Below are 21,595 nucleotides of genomic sequence, written 5' to 3' on the forward strand. Positions count from 1 at the left end.
CGACATGAACAAGTCTTATGAGCAGTCCCTGAAAATCGATGCTCCCCGTGATGGCGGGTTGCGTCAACTGCGTAGCCTGTGCGGTTACGAAATAGGGGTAATCCCACTCCCGATTTTTCTCGGCATCGCCGTAATCGTATATCTCTCGGCACACTTGGGTTTTTTGCCTAATAACATGATCGGTGGCCTCGCCGTCATCATGACGATGGGCATGTTCTTCGGCCAACTGGGTTCGCGTCTTCCGATTCTGAAGGAAATCGGAGGAGGAGCCATTCTGTGCTTGATGCTGCCATCGATTTTGGTGTTCTACGGCTTCTTCGGGCCGGCCACGATTGACGCTACAAAAATGCTGATGAAAGAAGCCAACTTTTTGTACTTCGTGATTGCCAGCCTGGTAGTCGGCAGTATTCTCGGGATGAGCCGATTTATTTTGATTCAGGGCATGATGAGGATGTTCATACCTCTTCTCGTCGGAACCCTAGCTGCCGTGGCAAGCGGACTCATTGTGGGAAAACTCGTCGGCTATAGTTTCTACCACACCTTCTTCTTTATCATTGTTCCAATTATTGGCGGGGGCATTGGTGAGGGAATCCTGCCTTTATCGCTTGCTTACTCAGCTATTCTCGGCGGTACGCCGGATATCTACGTTGCTAAATTGGTGCCTGCCGCTGTAGTCGGCAATATCGCGGCGATTATCTGTGCCGGCTACCTGGCCCGGCTGGCGCTAAAACGCCCGCATCTCAATGGCGAGGGTTCATTGATCCGTGCCAAAGACGAGAATGATAAATTCCAAGCCAAGGAAGATAACGGCTCAACTATCGATTTCAGAGTGATAGGTGCAGGCATTCTGGTCATCTGTGCATTCTTCGTCCTTGGCGGTCTGCTTGAGAAAGTCTTGGGTATTCCTGGCCCTGTCCTGATGATCTTGGCCGCTGTACTTTTTAAGTACGTTCGCGTTCTGCCGGAAAACCTGGAGAAAGGCACAAACGCTTTCTACAAGCTGATTTCTTCCGCCTTCATTTGGCCGGTAATGATCGGCTTGGGCATGCTGTATGTCCCTCTAGATAGCGTCGTAAAAGTCTTCTCTATTAGTTATGTCCTAGTCTGCGTATCCGTCGTTGCCTCAATGGCCATCGCAGGTTTTTTCATTGGCAACCAGATGAAAATGTACCCCATCGAATCAGCCATCGTGACCTGCTGCCACAGCGGCCTTGGCGGTACCGGGGATGTTGCGATCCTCTCAGCCTCCAATCGTATGTCGCTGATGCCATTCGCTCAGATCTCCACCCGCCTCGGCGGCGCTTCGACGGTGATCCTTGCTAGTATTCTTTTGCGTATTTTTGCTTGATGCCGAGTGCAGGACACTCATCATCAACCCCTCAATAAACCCAATGGTTTTCACTTTCTAGCGAACACCATGTGAGGGCAGATTTCGTCTGCCCTTGGTGCTGGATTGCTAAACGGCGCTTTAAAGCAGCCCTTGAGCAGTTTGAGCACAAACATCTGGTAGAGATAAACCTGCGGGCCTACCGGCTCGCACCAGGCCAGGTATCAGAGCCGTTCAAGGAAAATTCATGATGAGCAAACAAAAGATAACGTTCCGAAACGCCCAGGGTATAAGCCTGTCAGGTCTGCTTGAGACGCCGGAGGCGCCCAGAGCCTATGCATTGTTCGCCCACTGCTTCACCTGTGGGAAGGATATTAAAGCTGCCGCGAGAATTGCTAAGGCGCTAGTCGACAATAATATCGCTGTACTGCGATTTGATTTCACAGGTCTAGGCAGCAGTGAAGGCGACTTCTCCAACAGCAATTTTTCCTCCAACGTTGCCGACTTGGTAGCAGCGGCGGAGTTTTTGCGTGATACCTATCAAGCTCCATCCATCTTGATTGGCCATAGTTTGGGTGGAGCCGCAGTTATAGCAGCGGCGAAGCACATCCCAGAGGCAAAAGGCGTGGTGACAATCGGTGCCCCTGCTGACGCGACCCATGTCCTGAAGCAGTTCAAAGGTCACGTAGAAGCGATCAGAGACATTGGTGAATATAAAGTAATGCTGGGAGGAAGAGAGTTTACTATAAAAAGGCAGTTCCTCGATGATATTGAAACCCAACAGCAGGATACAAATATCGCTAACCTACGTCGCGCATTGCTTGTTTTTCACTCCCCAGCAGATAGCGTTGTACTAATAGAGCAAGCCCAGAAAATTTACCTCACAGCTAAACACCCCAAGAGTTTCATTTCGCTCGACTCTGCTGACCACTTGCTTACTAACAGTCAGGATGCGGATTATGTAGCGTCATGCATTACCGCCTGGAGCTCTAGGTATCTGTAATCCCGGAGCGAGCTGGATATCGTGATGAGTATTCCCTGTAAGAAAATCTGACTTATCCTACATCGATAACAGTGGGCACCCTTAATGAACTTATCAACACAAATCCGGTTAGCCTTAGTCGATGATCACACCTTAGTGCGCGATGGGATCAAGGCTCTACTATCCGTCATTCCGACTGTGACTGTAGTTGGTGAGGCTGAAAATGGTGCGGATGCTATGGTGATGGTTGAGCACTGCAATCCAGATCTTCTGTTGGTCGACATCAATCTTCCCGACATAAACGGTCTTGAGCTGACGCGAAAAATACGTGACAGGTTCCCCACCCTGAAGGTGCTCGTGCTCAGCATGTATGATAGCAAAGAGTATGTAAGTGAATCCCTACGCTCCGGTGCGAGTGGCTATGTATTGAAAAATGCACCCTCAAGAGAAATTGTCGCTGCGATTGAAGCAATTAAAAACGGAGGTACCTTCTACAGTGCTGAAATCGCACAAAAGCTCCTTCTTGAGGATGGTACTATCAACGAGCTAACGCCCCGGGAGAGCCAAGTTTTATATAAAATGACCCAAGGGCTGAACAACAAGCAAATGGCACGAGAACTGGACATCAGCGTCAGGACTGTAGAAACCCATCGTCTGAGCATTCGACGCAAACTCAACATCGATAAACCTGCTGCATTGGTAAAGTATGCAATAGACCATGGAATAATTCCGAGATAGGGAATTTTAGCCAGTGGTTGTGGCGTGTCATTCAATTCATATTTATAACATCCCATCGGAACTGTATCGCTCATCCGGGACAAAAGCCACCTAACGTGTCCACCTGATGTGGGTATCACTGCTCGTGCTAATGCTCGATATAAAGATCGACGACCGTCGGCGAATTCGAGTGCTAATTGATTTCTAAGTTCGCAGCCCGTTCCCCCTCCTGCCCCCAAACTCCTCATACGATGAAACAAGTCGGCTCGCTATTGTCAACCTACCAACCGGATGGTAATTTTCGGGCGCCCTCTGGAAATTTCCAGGTAAACCTATGCAGCTGCGCTCGTTGAGTTGCTGACCTCCTACGATAGTCCGGCCCAATATTAGCCAACCAAGTCATCACGCTGGTTGGCCACGGAGATTGAAAATGCCCTATGATTTTGACCTTTACGTAATTGGTGCCGGTTCCGGCGGTGTGCGGGCTGCGCGTTTCTCCGCCGGTTTTGGCGCGAAAGTGGTTGTGGCCGAAAGTCGCTACTTGGGCGGCACTTGCGTCAACGTCGGCTGCGTGCCGAAAAAACTGTTGGTCTATGGAGCGCATTTCGCCGACGACTTCGAGAATTCACAGGGTTTTGGTTGGACTCCGGGCGAGGCGAAGTTTGATTGGTCGACGCTGATTGCCAACAAGGATCGCGAGATCAATCGCCTGAACGACATCTATCGCAATCTGTTGGTCAACAGCGGTGTAACCCTGCATGAAGGGCATGCCAAAATAGTTGATCCGCATACCGTGGAGGTCAACGGAGAGCGTCACACAGCTCAAAGCATCCTAATCGCTACCGGCGGCTGGCCGCAGATCCCCGAGATTCCGGGACACGAGCATGCGATCAGCTCTAATCAGGCATTCTTCCTCAAAGAGCTGCCCAAGCGCGTTCTCGTGATCGGCGGTGGCTACATTGCAGTGGAGTTCGCCGGCATCTTCCATGGCCTAGGTGCTAAGACCACGCTGCTGTATCGCGGTGATCTATTCCTGCGCGGTTTCGACGGTGCGGTACGTGATCATTTGCAGGTAGAGCTGACCAGGCGTGGCATGGATCTGCAGTTCAATGCCGACATCGAACGCATCGACAAACAAGCTGATGGCAGCCTGAAAGCTACGCTCAAAGATGGTCGTCAGCTTGAGGCAGACTGCGTGTTCTATGCTACCGGTCGACGTCCAATGCTCGACAATCTGGGTTTGGAAAATACCGGCGTAAAGCTCAACCAGAAAGGCTTTGTCGAGGTGGATGATCTATATCAAACAGCTGAGCCTTCAGTTTTGGCCTTGGGGGACGTAATTGGTCGCGTGCAGCTAACACCAGTCGCACTAGCTGAAGGCATGGCTATTGCTCGTCGCCTGTTCAAGCCTGAGCAGTATCGCCCGGTGGATTACAGAATGATCCCCACGGCAGTGTTCAGCCAACCGAACATCGGTACTGTCGGGTTGACCGAAGAAGAGGCGCGAGGGGCTGGGCACGAAGTAGTGATCTTTGAAAGCCGTTTCCGTCCGATGAAATTGTCGCTGACCCAATGCCAGGAGCGCACCTTGATGAAGCTGGTGGTGGATGCCAAGACCGACAAGGTATTGGGCTGCCACATGGTCGGCCCGGATGCTGGCGAGATCGTGCAGGGTTTGGCGATTGCGCTGAAGTCGGGCGCGACCAAGCGCGATTTCGACGAAACCATCGCCGTGCATCCGACGTCCGCTGAAGAGTTCGTCACCATGCGCACACCGGTCGCGAGTTAATCGCTCATCAGTGCGTCTGGCTCTGTTGCAATGACAACAGCCAGACGCACGTTTTCACCCATTGGTGCCACGTATGAAAGTTGCTCACGGGCAAACTCACCCATCGTATTCAGCGCCTTAGCTCCCGAACGCAGGTAGAAGGCTTGAAGCTGAAAGACGTGCCATCGTGCCGCGTAAATCTCCAGCCGGCAATTCACCCCACTGTTGACTGCGTGCTCGGCTAAACGTATCGAATCGGATAACAGCAGTTCATGGTCACCAACCTGAACCAGCATCGGAGGCAGTCCTTGCAGATCCACTCGCAATAGACTGGTCGTCGCCTCATCGGAGGCATACCAAGCCAATCCCTGCTCAAGCCAACCGCGACGAATCATGGGGTCTTCCTTCAGTCGCGAGGTCATTGAGACTCCGGTCAAATGCTCGTCGGTTACAGGTGACATCAGCAGCAGCCCAGCGGCAAAACGCTCGTAACGATCTCGAAGTTTGAGGGCCAAGGCCAATACCAACGCAGCGCCCGCCGAATCTCCAGCGAGAAAAATCCGGTCGGCGGCATAACTTTGAGCACGTAAGGCTTCATAGCATGCCAGCGCATCATGCAGTGCTGCTGGACAGGGATGCTCTGGAGCCAATCGGTAATTCGCAACCCATACCGACATCCTAGATGCTTTGGCCAAACGACTGGTGATGCTCCAGTGCGTGTCCGAGGAGCCGAGGCAAAACGCTCCTCCGTGCAGGTATAAAATGACACCACCGTTCTCGCCTTGCTTGGGAGCAACCACTTGCACGGGAACGCCGTTGACCTGCTTGCGATATCGGATCACGCCAGTGGTACCGGGCATCAGCAGGGAAAGTCCCCTGACCACCCTTCTCTGCGCGACAACACCCAATCCCGGCCCGATCAACGACCGAAATGTGGTGCGCAAGAAGTCCCGCAAAAAACGAGCTTTCAGCACTTCAAACCAATCTGGTGATTCCGCTATCGTGGTGCCACTTTCGAACTGACGGCTAAAACGATACACGTGCAAAGTCGAGAGTCGCGTCAGCCAGCGATAGCTTAAGGTGAAACCTGGCCAATTAGTGCTGTTGTTGCCGGCTTCATCGACGTACCAGCTCCTGCAGCCGTTCCACACGGTGTTGGCCAGGCGGTTCTGGATCTGTTGGTAGAAACGGTCATAAGCGCTCTGATCGACCTCAACTGTATTCGTCTTTGTTGCTTTCAAGGTGCGCAAACATCGCATGATGTGGGCAATTTGGCTTTCAAGCATATACACGATCGAGTTGTGGCCGAGGTTGGTATTTGGGCCGTAGAGCATGAAGAAATTGGGAAAGTTCGGAACCGCTAGTCCAAGATAAGCACGGGTACCGTCGCGCCAAGCCTGGTTAAGGTTTATTCCGCCGCGCCCGACAATGCGCATCGGAGACAAAAATTCAGTGGCCGCGAACCCCGTGCCGTAAATGATCGCATCGACCTCATGTCGTCTGCCGTTTGCGGTTTCAATTCCATCCTCCGTAACCCGAACAATACCGTCGGTGACCAACTCCACGTTGGGCCGGCTCATTGTCTTGAGGTACTCGCTAGACAGCAAAATGCGTTTGCAGCCGAATGGATAATCAGGGGTAAGCTTCTGCCGCAGTTCAGGATCAGTCACTTGCTTGGTCAGCAGCTTGCGAAATGGAATACCGACCGCCCATTTCATCAAAGACTTGAACCGAGTAAACGCCACTGCTCGTGATTCATACCGGAGATATATTGATGCGCGGTATGCCTTCATCAACCAGGGAACATTGCGTAGCAGTGTTTTTTCTCGTTCGGAGTATGCACGGTCGGGACGTGGCATCACGTGCGCGGGTGAGCGCTGAAAAATCTTCAAGTGTTCCACCTGGCCGGCAATGGCCGGCACAAACTGAATCGCAGAGGCCCCGGTGCCGACTACCGCTACCCGCTTACCAGCTAGCGAGTAGCTGTGATCCCAAGTGGCCGAGTGAAAGATGTGGCCTTTGAAGTTCTCCATGCCCGCCAATTTTGGAAATGCCGGACGGCTCAGCTGTCCGGTTCCGCTGATCAACAACGAAGCACTCAGTACAGTTCCGTCCTTCTGTATGACCCGCCACAACGAAGTCGCTTCGTCGAATTCAGCAGAGGCGACTTCGGCGCCAAAACGGATGTATTTACTCAACCCATATTTGTCGGCGCAGCGTTGCAGGTAGTTATGAATCTCACCCTGCGGAGCGAACACCCGGTTCCAGTCCGGGTTGGGTTCAAACGAAAACGAATATAAGTGCGAAGGCACGTCACACGCTGCGCCAGGATATGTGTTGTCCCGCCAGACACCGCCTACGTCATGTTTTTTTTCCAGAATGACGAAGTCCTCGACGCCGGCCTTTTGCAACGCAACGGCCATGCCGATGCCAGCGAAACCAGTTCCGATAATGATCGCGGTCAGGGGCATTGCGGACTCAGGGTCGACATCAAAATCATGCAACAACATAAGGTGCCTCATTCTTGTTATTGGCAATGGTCGAATCTTCTGGCGCAACGCACGATTTCACACGTTGAATCCCCCGAATAAGATCAGCGGCTTTCTCAGCGATCATGATTGTCGGCGCGTTGGTATTGCCGCCGATAAGAGTCGGCATGATTGAAGCATCGACAATGCGTAAGCCCTGCAGCCCATGCACGCGCAGCTTCGAGTCCACCACAGCAAGTGCGTCAACACCCATCCGGCAGGTGCCCACTGGGTGATAAACGCTGTCGGCGCGACGTCGCAGGATGGCGCGGATCTGCTCATCGGTGTCGATATCTGCGGTATACAGATCTTGAGTGATCCAACTGGCAAGAGCGGGAGCCTGCATAAGCTGATGGGTGAGTTTGAATGCCGCCACCATGTCCTCAAGATCTTGTGGATCTTGAAGAAAGGCCGGATCAATCAGTGGCGCCGCTTGCGGGTCATTGCTGGCCAGCGACACCGCGCCGCGACTGCGCGGCCGCAGAAGGCAAACATGGCAGGAAAATCCATGGCCGAATCTCAATTTACGAGCATGATCCTCGACCGGGGCAACGACAAAATGCAGTTGAATATCCGGCTTATCCAAAGTCTCGCGAGTTTTAAGAAACGCCCCGCCTTCGGCAAAGTTCGAGGTCAACATGCCCCGACGTTCATTTCGAAAACGGACTACCTCTTTCAGCAGCTTGGCACCGCCACCTAGGGAGATGCCCATTGCATCGAGGCTGCGTGTTTTGTAAACGAAGACGAAATCCGGGTGATCCTGCAGATTCTGACCTACACCAGGAAGATTCAGCAGGACTTTGATGCCGTGGCGCTGCAGTTCTGCTTCCGGCCCCACACCAGAAAGCATCAACAGTTGTGGCGTCTGAAAGGCTCCGGCAGCAAGGACTACTTCCCGATGTGCCCGTAGAACGTGAATCTGGCCATGTTGAAGAACTTCTACACCCACGGCGCGAGTACCTTCAAACAGGATGCGTTGAACCTGTGCCTTGGTTTCTACCTTTAAATTGTTACGCACACCGATATGAGGGAGAAGATAGGCTCGCGCGGCACTACAACGCTCACCATGCTTTTGCGTAACTTGGTAAATACCTGCACCTTCTTGGTCGGCACCGTTAAAGTCGTCGTTGAGCGGCAACCCGGTCTGGCGGGCCGCGTCCAGAAATCGCTGCTGAAATGGATTGTCGGAACGAAGATCGCTTACCCACAACGGCCCGCCTCGACCGTGCCATTCGTTGTCAATTCGCTCGTTGTGTTCGCTGAGGCGGAAATAAGGCAGCACGTCTCTGAACGCCCAGCCGGTATTACCCAATGAAGCCCAATGGTCGTAATCCCATTGATGCCCGCGCACATAAATCATGGCGTTGATAGCTGATGAACCGCCCAGTGTCTTACCACGAGGCTGGTAGCCTTTACGGCCAGCGAGACCTAATTGTGGAACGGTTTCGAACGACCAGTTATTCACCGAGGTCGGCACCATGGCCACGACGGCGGCTGGGACATTGACCAGACTGGATTGACCGCCTCCCCCCGCCTCCAGAACACAAACGCTGACGTTTGGATCTTCGGTCAACCTGCTCGCAACCACACACCCACCGGAACCACCACCCACAACGATGTAATCGAAGGTCTTTTTCATTATTCTTTTCTCACGCACAAGACAGTGCGAAGTCCCAAACGTCCAATCAAAAACCTATAAAAGCGAGTTCTGATTCACGCCAAGCATCGCGAAGGCCTTTTATTTTTGTTAAAACGGCTAACGGAACACGGATGATGGTGACGCCCATCAGGGAAGAGACCAATGCTGGAAAGGGCCAATTGCTTTATTATTTGGGCCAATCTTTCGCAATAGGCAAAGAGGCATGAGCTTTAGGGATTTTACGCGCGGCCCCGCCAGCGCCTTGTTACAGCTCGAATTCGGTCGTGAAAAAGGCCTGTCAGTCACTAAAGTTCTTGCGGGCTCTGGGCTGACTCAGGCGCAATTGAGTGATCCGAATGTCGAGTTGACCGCCGACCAGGAGCTACGCTTGATCAGCAATTTGCTGACGCATCTGGGGAATCCGTCCGGCTTGGGATTTGAAGTTGGTACACGCTATCACTTCTCCACCTATGGCCTGTTCGGTTACGGCTTGATTAGCAGTGCGACTACAGGTGATGCCCTAGCACTGGCGTTGCGCTTTCTGCCGCTCACCTATGCTTTCACCGTCATTTCCTATGAAGAGCAAGGCAATGATGGCGTGTTGACGTTCACTGCACCCGGGCTAGCGTCAGACTTACGCGATTTTTTGCTGGGACGGGACATGGCTGCGGCGGCGGTGCTGCTAAAGGAGTTGGCGGGTGAACACTTCGCGCTGTCGCGCTTTACGCTCAAAGCCACTGCGCCAACACGACCAGCCAACGATTACCTCATAGGCATTCCTCCCACCTACTCAGCAAACCGCAATAGCTTGTCCTTCAATCGCTCGTTCTTGTCTCACCCTTTGCCCCAGGCCAATACCGTCACAGTGAACATGTGCGAGCAGATGTGCACGAAGTTGATGCAAAGCAGAATCGCTCGCTCGGGTATGACCGCTTTGGTGCAGCACTACCTTGCTACTGCCGAAAGCATGCCACCGGATCTAACCGAAATAGCCCGTCTGACCCACATAAGCACGCGAACCCTCAAGCGCCGATTAAACGATGAAGGCACCACATTTCGGGCCCTGTTAGCTGAGGCCCGCAGCTATAGTGCCATCGAGATGCTTAAGGACTCGCGATTGAGCCTGACCAGGATCGCTGAGCGACTAGGCTTTAGTGACTTGTCGAGCTTTTCTCAAGCGTTCAAGCGGTGGCATGGAGTCGCACCAACTAATTTTCGGCGACTCAAAAAAACGTAACACACATCCCCGGTGAATCGATCCCGTGCAGCTGAAGAGCAGATCGGACTCATTGCGAAAGCTAGCTTGGCTGACATTGAAGATGCGACGATCGCTGCGGAAAAGGTTTCGCCACCTGAAGCAGGTTTCTGCGCTCAATCGCGCAACGATTATGCACAAAGCCCAAGTCGGATTCGTGAGCGCGCAGAAAAATTGCCCTAACCCTCACCGCTGAGCATGGAAGGCCATAGCCTAGGCGATGGGTAAAGTCGCCGCAACTGCGGACAGAATCAATTGGCACGCTGAAGAAGGCAGAAGTGCATATGGGCGTGTCATTCCGTCTCGCCCGGTATTCATCAATTCGGGATGGAATATGCCTATCAGGCGTGCTACATAATCTGTCGAAACACTTAGCTGACCTTGAGCATTCGATCCAGATACAGCACTGGTTAGGGGCCCGTCTCTTTTCATCAAGCAACGCGCTTCGGCTACCGGACATACGATGACCCGACCTCTCACCGTCAGCGCTACCTGGCTTGTAGGCGTAATCGAGGAGCTTACTCGGCAAGGTATCGATCCTTCCCGTTTGGGAGCTCCCTGGGCTCAACACTTAGAGGACGTGGCGGCACCTACGCGACACCTGCAACTGGTGCAGGTGAGAAGACTTTGGCAACGCGCTATGCAACTCTCGGGAGATCCCCTTCTCGGCTTGAAGGTTGGCGTGGCGCTACCGTTGCAATCGATGAATGTCGTTGCACTGGTGTTAATGCACAGCGGTTCATTGCGCCAGGCGCTCGGCCACACGGTTAGGTTGCAACAATTGGTCAGCAACTCTGGTCGTTTTTTGACTGAACCCGCTGCTAATAATGGTCTCCAATTGGTTTACCGCGTGACACCTAGCCCTGTCGCCATGCACCCCGCCCAGATCGACTCGCTGTTTGCAGCGTATTTGAGACTTCTTTACCGCTGTATGCAGGCTAACCGAAGGCCAACGAGTGTGGAGTTACCAGGCACTGAATCGCACTTGACTGATCACTATGAGACATATTTCGAATGTCGGGTCATCCTGGGAGGAGAACACAGCCGTATCCTGTTCGACGCTGAAACGCTGGATTCACCATGGCAAGCTGCCGACCCAACTCTGCTTCGCATTTTACTCGGTCGCGCTGAGGCGTTGCTTACAACCCAGGGGCGCTCCGACACGCTCGTTGATTACGTGGCTGCGGCCATCGCCGCACAGGGGTTTTCGGAAGCAAATTGCGACAGCGTAGCGCGTTCCCTGGATCTCAGCAGGCGGACTCTTCAGCGTCGGTTAGCTGAGCGCGGCTCATCTTTTCGCCAATTACTGGAAGCCGTGCGTATGAGCGAAGCATTGGAAGGTCTCGCTGATCCCGCTCTGCCGCTTGTGATGCTCGCAGAGCGACTGGGCTACGCTGAACCCAGCGCGTTTTCGCATGCTGTGCGAAGTCACTTCGGTAAGGCCCCCAGAGCTCTGCGCGATGAATTGGTAGGCGACTTGTCTGCAAGAGGTAAGGCGCTTGGAATCAGCAGCCACGAGAGTTCTGATAATCCGAGTTCAACTTGTGAAGCCGATTAGACCCAGTAAGATCTTGAGGGGCTAAAGCTCTCGGAAAAGATCACGCTCAAGAACGGCACTTGCCGCGACCAGCCCGCTGACCATCGCGCCACTGACTCCGGCAGCGGTCACATCCTGTCCACCAAAAAACAGACCTTTTACGGGGCCATGTGCACGCATCCAGCGCTGTGCAAAACGAAGTGGCGTTTGCTCATATCCCATGAAATTGCCGCGACTACGATTTAGAAAGTGATTGAACGTTAGAGGCGTAGCCAGCTCGGCATGAGCAATGCGTCCGCCGATTTGAGGATAATGTTTTAAGGCCACGGCCAAGAGGTCTTCGCTCAGTCTTGCAGTCATGTTCTCGTACTCTGCACCTCTCTGCTTCCACTTCGTGCCAGTGAAACGCTCGAACACTGACCAATCTGTCAGGCCGCAGATATCCATCGTGCTCTGATTGGGGTGGCGTTCAGGCCAACTTGGATCTCGTAGTGATGGGTGGGCAATGAAATGCAGGGGCATAGGCTCTCCCACTGGATTAGCTTTGTACCGTGCTAGGTTCGCCGGGAGATCGTTGCTTGGGTGCACCCACAAATTGGCTGGATGGATATTCAGATCAGCATTTGCGATGTCGATGCCTAGGTTTAGCACAGCAAAACATTGAGTGGTACCAATGCTCTTAGTTACTTCATCCAAAGGCTGGGTCAATTCAGGATCAGCATGAGCCAGAAGCGGTACGGTCTGAGAGATACCAATCGCACTGACGACTCTGTCCGCGCGAACCTGGCTTCCATCAGCGGTTTGTACACCCATCACACAACCATCACACATTTCGATGCTCACAACTTCCGCAGCCACCAGACAAGCGCCTCCTGCAGCACGAACAGTGTCGGCCATTGCTGTGGCAATGCGTTGCGAGCCGCCAACGGGGTAGCTAGCGCCATCGATGTAATGGCTGAAAACCATGGCATGGATCGCAAAAGAGGCCTCCGCAGGGGAATTGCAGTAGTCGCCGTAGTTCCCACACCAGACTGCCTTAAGATCAGCGTTGTCAGTCAATTCGTCCAAAACATCCTGCACTGTGCGCTGTGCAAGTGGCATGAATGCAGTCTGAGCCCTGGAGAACGCTGCGTCAGACATGGATTGTGGCAAGGCCCGCTCACCGAAGAAGGATTTCGCAGCCCGGCTCGTCTCCCCCACCAGCTCCACGTAACGATCGATCGCGCGTGCGTCCTTCGGAAAGTAGTCCTTGAGTCGATCCTTGTAGGCTTGTGCACCGGCCATATGATCGTAGCTATTGGCACCTATGATGATGCGATTGTAGTTTTCGGGCATGGGCGCCCATTCAAGTTGACCGCCTGAGACTTTGTCGAACAGCCGATAGAGGCCACTCGTTTTGCGATGTACCTCACCCATATAGTGCAGGCCTACATCCCACTCGAAGCCTTGGCGTTTGAAGGATTGCAAACAACCACCCAACACTGCGTGGCGCTCCAGTACCAAAACGCGCTGTCCTTCGAGGGCCAACAATGCGGCTGTACTTAGGCCGCCAGCACCAGAACCTATGACAATCGTGTCGAACCTGCTGTTTAGCTCTCCACGAGCCAACGCGCGCTTAAAACTCAGATCGTAATCGCTCATCGTTCGTCCCCTTCCCTACCCTTTCCGGGATTTTTATTGATCATTGGTGCGCAGTCGCTACGCAGCCTGAGTGTGGGTACGTGGGGAATCGGCGTGAATGGCACCACACGCCAAAGATTTGTTTCGACACGACAATTTAAAAGGAGGAACAACAACCGCCCAAGGTATTGGCATCCCAAATCAATTCTCTGTCGCACGGTAGCAACGACAGCAGAGGACTGGCATCGGAGAATCCCTCCACGATCTTCCTGTGATTTATTTATAAAAACGAAAGAAGGGACTGCGATTATGGACAGCAACTTTAGGCATATTCAGGTGGAACCCGAGGCTCACGGTTTTGGAGCCAGGATTATCGGTATCTCGATAGATAAGCCACTCACGGCAGCTGTATTAGGAGAGGTGAAGGACACATGGGCCAGGCATTCGGTAATTTACTTCCCGGATCAGCCGCTCTCCCACGCACAACTGGAGGCGTTCACGCTTCAGTTTGGTGAGTTCGGAATAGACCCTTATATCGTCCCGATGGAGGCTCATCCGCACATTCTCGAACTCAGGCGCGAGCCTGATGAAAAGGCGGTTAACTTCGGTGCCCAGTGGCACTCAGACTGGAGCTTTCAGGAACAGCCGCCGGCGGGAACCATCCTTCACTCCAAGATCACTCCGCCCGTGGGTGGCGACACGCTATTTGCCGACGGCTATCGTGCCTACGATGACCTTTCTGAAACGATGAAGGGACTCCTGAATTATCTCGTCGCGATACATTCTGCGAGCATGCCCTATGGTAAAAACGGCCTGTTCGCAAAAGAGACTGAAGCACGCTCAATGAAGATTGTGGTCAGTGAAGACGCCGATAAAACCTGGCCACACCCGCTGGTACGCGTGCATCCCGTAACGGGTCGCAAATCCCTCTACGTGAGCCCTGTCTACACGCAGGGTATTCAGGGTTTGACCCATGGAGAATCAACGGCGCTGCTGAGTTATTTGTATCAGCACATGGTGCAGGACAAATATGTCTACCGTCACCGATGGGCGCCGAACATGCTTACTCTGTGGGACAACCGCTGCACGCTTCACAACGCAGACGGTGGCTACGACGGCTACCTACGCCTTATGCATCGAACAACCATCTCAGGCGAACGCCCTGTTGGTGTTGCCGCCATTTAATCAATAAACCAGAGAAATACACCCAATGATTGACGTAAGCATTCTTTACCCGAATGAAGCTGGCGCAACCTTCGACTTCGATTACTATCGTGATCAACATATGGCGATGATTCAGCAGAAGATGGCCGGGGCCTGCAGTCACTTCACTATTGAAAAAGGCCTTCAAGGCCCAGTGCCTGGAAGCGATCCAACCTACATTGCAATAGGTCATCTTTTCTTCGATTCACTCGACTCATTCGCAGTCGCATTTGGGCCACATGCCAAGGCCATCGGGGCGGACATCGTTAATTACACCAATCTCAAGCCCATCATTCAGGTCAGCGAAGTGCTGGTCGGTTGATGCATCCAGAGTAACTGCGGGAGGCTTAACGGGAGGCACCTGTCTTTTTGCGTACCTAGTGCCTCTTTTTTTGAGTAAAGGCGCGTAATGTGATGCAGCCGGATTACCCTGCGCTGACGCGATCAGCCTGAGCGTACTGCCAAAGCAACGGATAGAACTCTAGGAAATCCGCACTTAGCGGCTCATACAGCGCTGTCAGCTCTTCGTATGCACCGTGCAAACCTTCTGGTTGAGATAGGCGCTGGGAGATGACTTCCAGCCCATGACCGATCATCGAAAAATCCCTATACGCTCCAAGCCAATCTTCCGCGATGATCAACGGTGCGACCCGAGCCAATCGCTCCGGTAGTGCGGGCTCGCCCTCTAAAAGCTGGTAGACCTTTTTAGAGAAAACATCCAAGGGCACATCGGCGTAGCGCTCCCAATCTCGCGCCAGGCAGTGATCGAAAAACATGTCGAGCGCGATTCCCGCATAGCGACGTCTTGTTACAGGAAATCGCCCAAGCGCCCTTCTAACCAATGGATGGGAATCCGTAAAAGCATCAATTCTGCGATGCAACACGATTGCCTCTGCAGTCTGTGCAGAGAAATGTCCTAAAAACGTCCCCTTTACAAAATCCCCATAGAGACTCCCCAGCAACTGCTGAGGCTCCTGACCACCTAGGTGAAGATGTGCGAGGTAGTTCATCAGCGATTCCTACTAGCTATATGACTTTCTGAATGGTCATCCATCGGATTGATTGAGCGGTACTCCGCCTGTCCGAAATCACCCATCAACAGAAACACTACCATTCACTAGGTAGGCCATCAACACCAGAATTAAAGCCGCCCAGCCACCCTAATCCTCCAGCTACGTGTCGCCCGCAGTCACCTTCAGAATGACATGATGATGCCGAATGTCGCATCGCCCATTGCATACCTACCAACTAGATGGTAGCCTGTATCTAGATTTTAAATAACCCCGCGAAACTACAGGGCGTCAATGCCCCACGTGAGAACCCCATGCAAGACTGGAAGCAGACCCGTAAAGACATCAATACCCGCCTGATGGAACTCAATGCTCTGTCGCCGGAAACCATGAAAGGCATGGCTGCGCTTGGCGCCGCCGGCGGCAAGACCAATCATTTGGACGCCAAGACTCGCGAGCTGATCTCCCTGGCAGTGGCCGTGACCACTCGCTGCGATGGCTGCATTGCCTTCCACGCAGCTGAAGCCAAGAAGCTCGGTGTAACCAGTGAAGAGGTAGCCGAAGCATTGGGTGTAGCCATCAACATGAATGCCGGTGCCGCATTGGTTTACAGCACTCACGTGCTCGACGCGTTCGACAAGTCCTGAATCAAGCGCCGATCTTCTATCCTTCAACGAAGTCGAGATTAATCATGAATAAGCTGTTCACCCCTTACGAGCTGTCCGGTATTACGTTGAAAAACCGTGTTGTCATGGCGCCAATGACTCGCACCCGAACGCTGGACAACATTCCTAACGATTCCACCGCACTGTATTACACGCAACGTGCTTCCGCCGGCCTGTTGATCACTGAAGGTCTGCCTATTTCCGACGAGGCCCGTGGCTACCTCTACACCCCGGGCATTTATGCCGAAGAACACTTGCCAGGCTGGCGTCACGTCACCGAAGAAGTGCATGCCAAAGGCGGGAAGATTTTTGCGCAGTTGTGGCACGTAGGCCGCATGTCCCATCTCTCGGTGCATGGCATGGTGCCGGTCTCCTCGGGTACGGTGCCTGCGGTTGATACCACGGTGTATGCCTGGATCGAGTCTGGCAAATCAGGCCCGGTTCAACCCAGCGCACCTCGTGCATTGGAAACTGACGAAGTGAAACGCGTCATCGCGGATTTTGTTAAGTCTGCTCGCATGGCTATGGACGCCGGTTTTGATGGTATCGAAATCATGGCTGCCAACGGCTTTCTGTTCGATCAGTTTCTGAGCAGCGCCCTGAACACTCGAACCGACCAGTACGGTGGCTCCATTGCCAACCGCCAGCGCTTCTTGCTGGAGACCATAGACGCAATTGCTGCTGAAATCGGTGGCTCGAAGATTGGCGTGCGTTTCTCGCCGTTTGGCCGCCTGTATGACTTTGGTGTGTACGAAGGCGAAGCAGAAACCTGGATGAGCATGGCGGCAGCCCTCAATGAACGGGAACTGGCGTTCGTTCACCTGAACTACCAACCAACCATCCTCGCCGCGCAAACACCTCCGGGTTTCGGCGCAGCATTCCGTGAAGCGTACAAAGGCACCTTGATGGCTGCCGGCGGCTTCACCAAAGAGATCGCAGAGTCTGAGCTGGCCAAAGGTGACCTTGACCTGATCGCCTTCGGCACCCTCTACATTGCCAACCCTGATCTGGTAGAGCGTATGCAGAACGGCTGGCCATTGGCAGAGGGTGACCGCTCGACTTACTACGGCGTCAGCGATTCGATTGACAAAGGGTATACCGATTACCCGAATTACGTTAACGCAAACCAAGCTGTTCCGGCTGAAGCGTAATTGCGTTAAGGCACAGCCTGCGTTCAGTTATGCGTGGGCTGGCCTGTTTTGAACCTTAACCAAGCTTAAAAATGAATTTGAAAGTGTTAGGGAGAGAAGTTATGAACCGTAAAATTGTTTCTGGGTTATTTCTATCAGCAATTGGAATATACATCTTAGGGCCTCAATCGCCGTTACGTGCAGAGGTACAAGAACCGTTCACTGCAAACTCTGTATTGATTGTTGATGGCCAAGCCACACCTTCCGCCGTCGCGTCTGATAGTGCTGATAAAGTCGGCGTCGGTGCATTGGTACGAAGCGGGGCTGAGCATGGCACAGGTCAGGTAGCCGCTGATGGCGCCGATCATGTTGGGGCAAACCGCCAAGCCGCTGATGGCGCCGATCACGTTGGGGCAAACCGCTTGGCCACTGATGGCGCCGATCACGTTGGGACAAACCGCCAGGCCGCTGATGGCGCCGATCATGTCGGGGCAAACCGCCTGGCCGCTGATGGCGCTGATCATGTCGGGGCAAACCGCCAGGCCGCTGATGGCGCCGATCACGTTGGGGCAAACCGCCTGGCCGCTGATGGCGCTGATCATGTCGGGGCAAACCGCCTGGCCGCTGATGGCGCTGATCATGTCGGGGCAAACCGCCTGGCCGCTGATGGCGCTGATCATGTCGGGGCAAACCGCCAGGCCGCTGATGGCGCTGATCATGTCGGGGCAAACCGCCATGCCGCTGATGGCGCCGATCACGTCAGGGCAAACCGCTTGGCCGCTGACAGTTCGGATCGCGTGGGTAGTAATCAAGTAGCTTCCAATGAAACTAAAATTCGGATCGGTGGTATTGGCTCCGATGCGGTCGCTTCATCTAGGTAGTGATGTCTACCCAATTTATGTCAGCGCTGACCAGACTGCTCCGGCTGAAGCGTAATTGCCCTAAGACAAAGCCTACCTTCAGTCGTGCGTGGGCCGGCCTGTCATAACGCAGGCTTTGCCTCTCACGCGTATATGCAAAGCGTGCATTGCCACCCGCTTTCCTAACGTCACGAAGATATGGGCGTCTTCGACACTGACCTTAAGCCCTCATTGAATGGAGCACACTATGCCATTAGTCATCATTAAAGGTATCGAAGGCGTTTTCACGGAAGAACAAAAAGCCGAGGCAATTCATAAAGTTACCGAGGCCATGGTATCAGTCGAGGGTGAAAACATGCGTGCCCTCACGTGGGTTCTTTTCGAGGAAGTTAAAAGCGGCAGCTGGGGTATTGCAGGAGAGCCAATCACCGCAGAAAAAGTACTTAAGCTACAAGCTGGCGAATAAAGCGCTGCCCTGATAATCAAGCCTTTTCTGGATTTGATGCATCTGTTCCTTGGGACTTGGCATCTTCTCGAGGGAGGGCTTTTTCATTCAAAAGACATTAATGGGCCTCTAAGTGCTTGAATGAAAAATCACTCGTCGACCTAATGGACATTCTGGAGGTCATCTTGATTCTTATCATCTACGCTCATCCACACCCCGAAAAATCACTCGTCAATAGAGCAATGCTCGAACGCGCATCCAGCAATCCGAACATCGCCATACGATCCCTATATGACCTTTATCCGGACTTCAACATCGACGTTGAGGCTGAACAGAGAGCGATCGAACAAGCACAGATGCTCGTATTGCAACATCCGATGTATTGGTACAGCTCCCCGCCCCTTTTGAAATTGTGGATCGATAAAGTATTCACTCACGGTTGGGCATACGGCAAAGGCTCTGTGGCCCTCAAAGATAAGAGTCTGATGTGGGCCGTCACGACGGGTGGCGAGCACGATCATTTCCACATAGGCGACCACCCGGGTTTCTCGGTGTTGGCTCAACCCCTCCACGCAACAGCAATCTATTGCAACATGCGCTGGCTGAACCCAGTCGTGGTGCACGGCGCGTATGCAGCTGTACCCGACGCCCTAGACTCACAAATCGAGCACTATTGCGCGCGCTTGGCCTCCTGGAAGGAAGATTGATATGGAGACTCACAGTCTGATTGAAATGCTCATTTACTTGGGCTCGGCTGCCTTGATAGTTCCAATCGCCGTTCGGTTAGGACTTGGCCCGGTTCTGGGCTATCTGTTGGCCGGCTGCCTGATCGGCCCGTGGGGCCTGAAGCTAGTAACGGATGTGGAATCCATCCTGCACTTTGCTGAAATCGGCGTAGTTTTGATGTTGTTTATCATTGGTCTAGAACTTGATCCCAAACGTCTTTGGGCTATGCGCCGAATGGTCTTCGGTGGCGGCGCATTGCAGATGCTGGCCTGCGGTGTTGCAATTGCCGTATTTTGCGCCGCGCTTGGCTTGAATTGGACAGCAGCATTATTGGTGGGATTAACGCTGAGTCTGTCGTCGACCGCCATTGCCATGCAGGCCATGAACGAGCGAAACATGATCCCAACTGCCGTGGGTCGCAGCAGCTTTGCCGTGCTGTTGTTCCAGGACATCGCGGCGATTCCGCTGGTCGCAATGATTCCATTGTTAGCAGCAAATGGTGGTACGCCCTCCGGCGCTGAACTCGCGCTGTCCATCGTAAAAATCGTTGGTGCGATCGTCGCGGTGGTTCTCTTGGGCCAGTACGTTTCTCGCCCTGTTCTGCGCTTTGTCGCGCGCTCGGGCTTGCGCGAAATCTTCAGCGCCGTCGCGCTGTTTCTGGTGTTTGGATTCGGGTTGTTGCTGGAAGAGGCAGGATTGTCGATGGCGATGGGAGCATTTCTCGCTGGCGTTCTGTTAGCCAGCTCGGAATACCGGCACGCACTGGAAAGTGACATCGAGCCATTCAAGGGGCTGCTGCTCGGTTTGTTCTTTATCGGCGTCGGCATGTCGATCGACTTCGGCACGCTGACCGATGCGCCACTGAAAGTCTTTACGCTGACCTTGGGTTTTATCCTGATCAAGCTGCTGGTGATCAAACTCCTTGGCCGCTTCTTGAGTGTTCCTACCGAACAACGCTCTTGGCAAGCGGTGTTTCTCGGTCAAGGCAGTGAGTTCGCCTTCGTCGTGTTTGGCGCAGCAACGGTTGCCGGCATCCTGGTCGACCCTTGGGGTAAAAGCCTGACCTTGGCGGTAGCACTGTCCATGTGCGTCACACCTCTGCTGATCCTTATGCTCAATCGCCTGGAGTCCGCAAGTAAACAAAACAATCAGGAAGCGGACACCATCGACCAACGCAATCCTCGGGTAATCATCGCCGGCTTTGGTCGATTCGGCCAAATCGCGGGCCGTCTATTGATGTCCTGTGGCTTTGAAGTAGTGGTGCTGGATCACGATCCCGATCATATCGAGACGTTGCGTAAGTTCGGGGTCAAGGTGTTCTATGGCGACGCGACCCGTCTTGATTTGCTGCACGCCGCCGGTGCCGCTCAAGCAGTGGTGCTGATCAACGCCATCGACAATCAGGACGATAACCTGGCACTCACCCGGCTGGCCCAAGAGCACTTTCCCTCCCTGAAACTGGTAGTGCGCGCTCGCGATATGGGGCACATCATTACCCTACGCCAGATGGGCATAGAGGCAGTCGAGCGGGAGACTTTTGAGAGCGCTTTGTCCCTTGGACGCAAAGCGCTGGAACTACTGGGCGTCGGGCGCTACGAGGCCCGTGAACGAGCGGATCGATTCCGCCGCCTGAACCAGGAAATGCTTGAAGAAATGGCCACGCAGCCCGGAGACGACACCGAGTTCAAGTACGACGCATACAAGCGGGCCAACGCCCTGCTAACGGAAATCTTCAATGAAGATAGAGCTCATCCGATCATTCACTGGCCGGAGCAAAGTCGAGCCAAGGCAGAGGAGAAAGATAGCTAACGAAGCTCGAACGATTTAAAGCCATTTTGAGACCGGCCTACAGGATGTCCTTTAAGTCAGCCAAGATTGCTTTCTTCAACGCGCCAACCGATCGAGAGCCGGCCAGAACCAAGCGTAACCGCCCTTCGTGAAAAATCGCCAAGGATGGCACTGACCGGATACCGTACATTTGGGAAATCGTCGGCGAAATAGCCACATCAATCCTTCCGAAGTCGGCGCGAGAATGCAGCTTGTCTGCCAGGTCGTGAAAAACCGGCTTCATTTCTTGGCATGGCTTGCACCAAGACGCCGAAAACAGCACGACGCTGCTGCCTTTTGCAACGAATTTGGCGAACTGTTCGGCTTTCAAGTCTACGATACGGTTCATTTGCACC

19 protein-coding genes and 1 pseudogene are annotated in these 21,595 nt (G+C 53.5%); 15 read left to right on the forward strand and 5 right to left on the reverse strand.

All coding sequences use genetic code 11. The features are described 5' to 3' along the window. Nucleotides 1-4: 4 nt before the first annotated feature. From MEB48_RS01245 to gorA, 5 genes are all read left to right on the forward strand, one after another. On the forward strand, nucleotides 5-1,348 hold the full coding sequence (locus tag MEB48_RS01245) for a 2-hydroxycarboxylate transporter family protein (protein ID WP_237881102.1): 1,344 nt from the start codon (nucleotides 5-7) through the stop codon (nucleotides 1,346-1,348). Nucleotides 1,349-1,419: 71 nt separating this feature from the next. Continuing rightward, nucleotides 1,420-1,578 (forward strand): DsbA family protein, encoded by a 159-nt coding sequence (locus MEB48_RS01250; RefSeq protein WP_105347569.1) that lies wholly within the window; start codon nucleotides 1,420-1,422, stop codon nucleotides 1,576-1,578. Then, nucleotides 1,575-2,330: an alpha/beta hydrolase family protein gene (locus MEB48_RS01255; RefSeq protein ID WP_237881104.1), complete on the forward strand. Its 756-nt coding sequence runs from the start codon at nucleotides 1,575-1,577 to the stop codon at nucleotides 2,328-2,330. Before MEB48_RS01250 ends, MEB48_RS01255 begins: the two co-directional genes overlap by 4 nt. Nucleotides 2,331-2,414: 84 nt before the next feature. Beyond that, complete coding sequence (locus tag MEB48_RS01260) at nucleotides 2,415-3,047, forward strand: response regulator (RefSeq protein ID WP_154862804.1); 633 nt, start codon at nucleotides 2,415-2,417, stop codon at nucleotides 3,045-3,047. Between the two features lie 409 nt (nucleotides 3,048-3,456). Continuing rightward, the gene (gene gorA / locus MEB48_RS01265; protein ID WP_237881106.1) at nucleotides 3,457-4,815 is read left to right on the forward strand and encodes a glutathione-disulfide reductase; all 1,359 of its coding nucleotides are present in this window, start codon (nucleotides 3,457-3,459) and stop codon (nucleotides 4,813-4,815) included. Here the strand turns inward: gorA and MEB48_RS01270 are convergent. Together MEB48_RS01270 and MEB48_RS01275 are read right to left on the reverse strand one after the other, a co-directional pair. Further along, complete coding sequence (locus MEB48_RS01270; protein WP_237881108.1) at nucleotides 4,812-7,304, reverse strand: flavin-containing monooxygenase; 2,493 nt, start codon at nucleotides 7,302-7,304, stop codon at nucleotides 4,812-4,814. The two genes, gorA and MEB48_RS01270, sit on opposite strands and share 4 nt — an antisense overlap. Next, on the reverse strand, nucleotides 7,291-8,961 hold the full coding sequence (locus MEB48_RS01275; RefSeq protein ID WP_237881110.1) for a GMC family oxidoreductase: 1,671 nt from the start codon (nucleotides 8,959-8,961) through the stop codon (nucleotides 7,291-7,293). Before MEB48_RS01275 ends, MEB48_RS01270 begins: the two co-directional genes overlap by 14 nt. Before the next feature lie 223 nt (nucleotides 8,962-9,184). On the opposite strand from MEB48_RS01275, the gene MEB48_RS01280 reads away from it, so the two are divergent. Both MEB48_RS01280 and MEB48_RS01285 read left to right on the forward strand, forming a co-directional pair. Next, a complete protein-coding gene (locus tag MEB48_RS01280; protein WP_237881112.1) occupies nucleotides 9,185-10,198 on the forward strand; it encodes an AraC family transcriptional regulator in 1,014 nt (337 codons plus the stop codon). A 481-nt stretch (nucleotides 10,199-10,679) separates the two neighbouring features. Further along, nucleotides 10,680-11,774, forward strand: coding sequence for an AraC family transcriptional regulator (locus tag MEB48_RS01285; RefSeq protein WP_237881114.1), 1,095 nt, complete (start codon nucleotides 10,680-10,682; stop codon nucleotides 11,772-11,774). Nucleotides 11,775-11,795: 21 nt separating this feature from the next. On the opposite strand, the gene MEB48_RS01290 is transcribed toward MEB48_RS01285, so the two are convergent. Further along, entirely contained in the window at nucleotides 11,796-13,394 is a 1,599-nt protein-coding gene (locus MEB48_RS01290) for a phytoene desaturase family protein (protein WP_237881116.1), read from the reverse strand. 288 nt (nucleotides 13,395-13,682) lie between these two features. Between MEB48_RS01290 and MEB48_RS01295 the strand changes: the two genes are divergently transcribed. Together MEB48_RS01295 and MEB48_RS01300 are read left to right on the forward strand one after the other, a co-directional pair. After that, nucleotides 13,683-14,558 (forward strand): TauD/TfdA dioxygenase family protein, encoded by an 876-nt coding sequence (locus MEB48_RS01295; protein WP_237881118.1) that lies wholly within the window; start codon nucleotides 13,683-13,685, stop codon nucleotides 14,556-14,558. A 25-nt stretch (nucleotides 14,559-14,583) separates the two neighbouring features. Then, the gene (locus MEB48_RS01300; RefSeq protein WP_237881120.1) at nucleotides 14,584-14,898 is read left to right on the forward strand and encodes an EthD family reductase; all 315 of its coding nucleotides are present in this window, start codon (nucleotides 14,584-14,586) and stop codon (nucleotides 14,896-14,898) included. Nucleotides 14,899-15,001: 103 nt separating this feature from the next. Here the strand turns inward: MEB48_RS01300 and MEB48_RS01305 are convergent, their stop codons facing one another. Then, entirely contained in the window at nucleotides 15,002-15,586 is a 585-nt protein-coding gene (locus tag MEB48_RS01305) for an acyl carrier protein phosphodiesterase (protein ID WP_237881122.1), read from the reverse strand. Nucleotides 15,587-15,900: 314 nt separating this feature from the next. Between MEB48_RS01305 and MEB48_RS01310 the strand changes: the two genes are divergently transcribed. The 6 genes and pseudogenes from MEB48_RS01310 (at nucleotide 15,901) to kefC (ending at nucleotide 21,221) form a co-directional block, all read left to right on the forward strand. Continuing rightward, nucleotides 15,901-16,233: a carboxymuconolactone decarboxylase family protein gene (locus MEB48_RS01310; RefSeq protein ID WP_237881124.1), complete on the forward strand. Its 333-nt coding sequence runs from the start codon at nucleotides 15,901-15,903 to the stop codon at nucleotides 16,231-16,233. Between the two features lie 44 nt (nucleotides 16,234-16,277). Continuing rightward, complete coding sequence (locus MEB48_RS01315) at nucleotides 16,278-17,402, forward strand: alkene reductase (RefSeq protein ID WP_237881126.1); 1,125 nt, start codon at nucleotides 16,278-16,280, stop codon at nucleotides 17,400-17,402. A 287-nt stretch (nucleotides 17,403-17,689) separates the two neighbouring features. Beyond that, nucleotides 17,690-17,962: pseudogene (locus MEB48_RS01320) on the forward strand (hypothetical protein); the annotation flags it as partial. A 526-nt stretch (nucleotides 17,963-18,488) separates the two neighbouring features. Beyond that, nucleotides 18,489-18,707, forward strand: coding sequence for a tautomerase family protein (locus MEB48_RS01325; RefSeq protein WP_019579167.1), 219 nt, complete (start codon nucleotides 18,489-18,491; stop codon nucleotides 18,705-18,707). Nucleotides 18,708-18,871: 164 nt separating this feature from the next. Next, nucleotides 18,872-19,393 (forward strand): glutathione-regulated potassium-efflux system oxidoreductase KefF, encoded by a 522-nt coding sequence (kefF, locus tag MEB48_RS01330; protein ID WP_237881128.1) that lies wholly within the window; start codon nucleotides 18,872-18,874, stop codon nucleotides 19,391-19,393. Between the two features lies 1 nt (nucleotide 19,394). Beyond that, nucleotides 19,395-21,221: a glutathione-regulated potassium-efflux system protein KefC gene (gene kefC / locus MEB48_RS01335; RefSeq protein ID WP_237881130.1), complete on the forward strand. Its 1,827-nt coding sequence runs from the start codon at nucleotides 19,395-19,397 to the stop codon at nucleotides 21,219-21,221. A 37-nt stretch (nucleotides 21,222-21,258) separates the two neighbouring features. Here kefC and MEB48_RS01340 read toward each other — a convergent pair whose 3' ends face one another. Then, nucleotides 21,259-21,588 carry a thioredoxin family protein gene (locus MEB48_RS01340; RefSeq protein WP_237881132.1) on the reverse strand — a complete coding sequence of 110 codons (330 nt, stop codon included), beginning with the start codon at nucleotides 21,586-21,588 and terminating at the stop codon, nucleotides 21,259-21,261. Between the last annotated feature and the right edge of the window lie 7 nt (nucleotides 21,589-21,595).

The organism is Pseudomonas sp. PGPR40, assembly GCF_022014505.1.
In the GTDB taxonomy this organism is placed as follows: Bacteria; Pseudomonadota; Gammaproteobacteria; order Pseudomonadales; family Pseudomonadaceae; genus Aquipseudomonas.

Bases quoted from the DNA above. Each gene is read 5' to 3' on its own strand.
- MEB48_RS01280 (WP_237881112.1), top strand. From the start codon at position 9,185: ATGAGCTTTAGGGATTTTACGCGCGGCCCCGCCAGCGCCTTGTTACAG.
- MEB48_RS01260 (WP_154862804.1), top strand. From the start codon at position 2,415: ATGAACTTATCAACACAAATCCGGTTAGCCTTAGTCGATGATCACACC.
- MEB48_RS01315 (WP_237881126.1), top strand. From the start codon at position 16,278: ATGAATAAGCTGTTCACCCCTTACGAGCTGTCCGGTATTACGTTGAAA.
- MEB48_RS01305 (WP_237881122.1), bottom strand. From the start codon at position 15,586: ATGAACTACCTCGCACATCTTCACCTAGGTGGTCAGGAGCCTCAGCAG.
- MEB48_RS01325 (WP_019579167.1), top strand. From the start codon at position 18,489: ATGCCATTAGTCATCATTAAAGGTATCGAAGGCGTTTTCACGGAAGAA.
- MEB48_RS01290 (WP_237881116.1), bottom strand. From the start codon at position 13,394: ATGAGCGATTACGATCTGAGTTTTAAGCGCGCGTTGGCTCGTGGAGAG.
- MEB48_RS01275 (WP_237881110.1), bottom strand. From the start codon at position 8,961: ATGAAAAAGACCTTCGATTACATCGTTGTGGGTGGTGGTTCCGGTGGG.
- MEB48_RS01285 (WP_237881114.1), top strand. From the start codon at position 10,680: ATGACCCGACCTCTCACCGTCAGCGCTACCTGGCTTGTAGGCGTAATC.
- MEB48_RS01255 (WP_237881104.1), top strand. From the start codon at position 1,575: ATGATGAGCAAACAAAAGATAACGTTCCGAAACGCCCAGGGTATAAGC.
- kefC (WP_237881130.1), top strand. From the start codon at position 19,395: ATGGAGACTCACAGTCTGATTGAAATGCTCATTTACTTGGGCTCGGCT.
- MEB48_RS01295 (WP_237881118.1), top strand. From the start codon at position 13,683: ATGGACAGCAACTTTAGGCATATTCAGGTGGAACCCGAGGCTCACGGT.
- MEB48_RS01300 (WP_237881120.1), top strand. From the start codon at position 14,584: ATGATTGACGTAAGCATTCTTTACCCGAATGAAGCTGGCGCAACCTTC.
- MEB48_RS01310 (WP_237881124.1), top strand. From the start codon at position 15,901: ATGCAAGACTGGAAGCAGACCCGTAAAGACATCAATACCCGCCTGATG.
- MEB48_RS01270 (WP_237881108.1), bottom strand. From the start codon at position 7,304: ATGTTGTTGCATGATTTTGATGTCGACCCTGAGTCCGCAATGCCCCTG.
- gorA (WP_237881106.1), top strand. From the start codon at position 3,457: ATGCCCTATGATTTTGACCTTTACGTAATTGGTGCCGGTTCCGGCGGT.
- MEB48_RS01245 (WP_237881102.1), top strand. From the start codon at position 5: ATGAACAAGTCTTATGAGCAGTCCCTGAAAATCGATGCTCCCCGTGAT.
- MEB48_RS01340 (WP_237881132.1), bottom strand. From the start codon at position 21,588: ATGAACCGTATCGTAGACTTGAAAGCCGAACAGTTCGCCAAATTCGTT.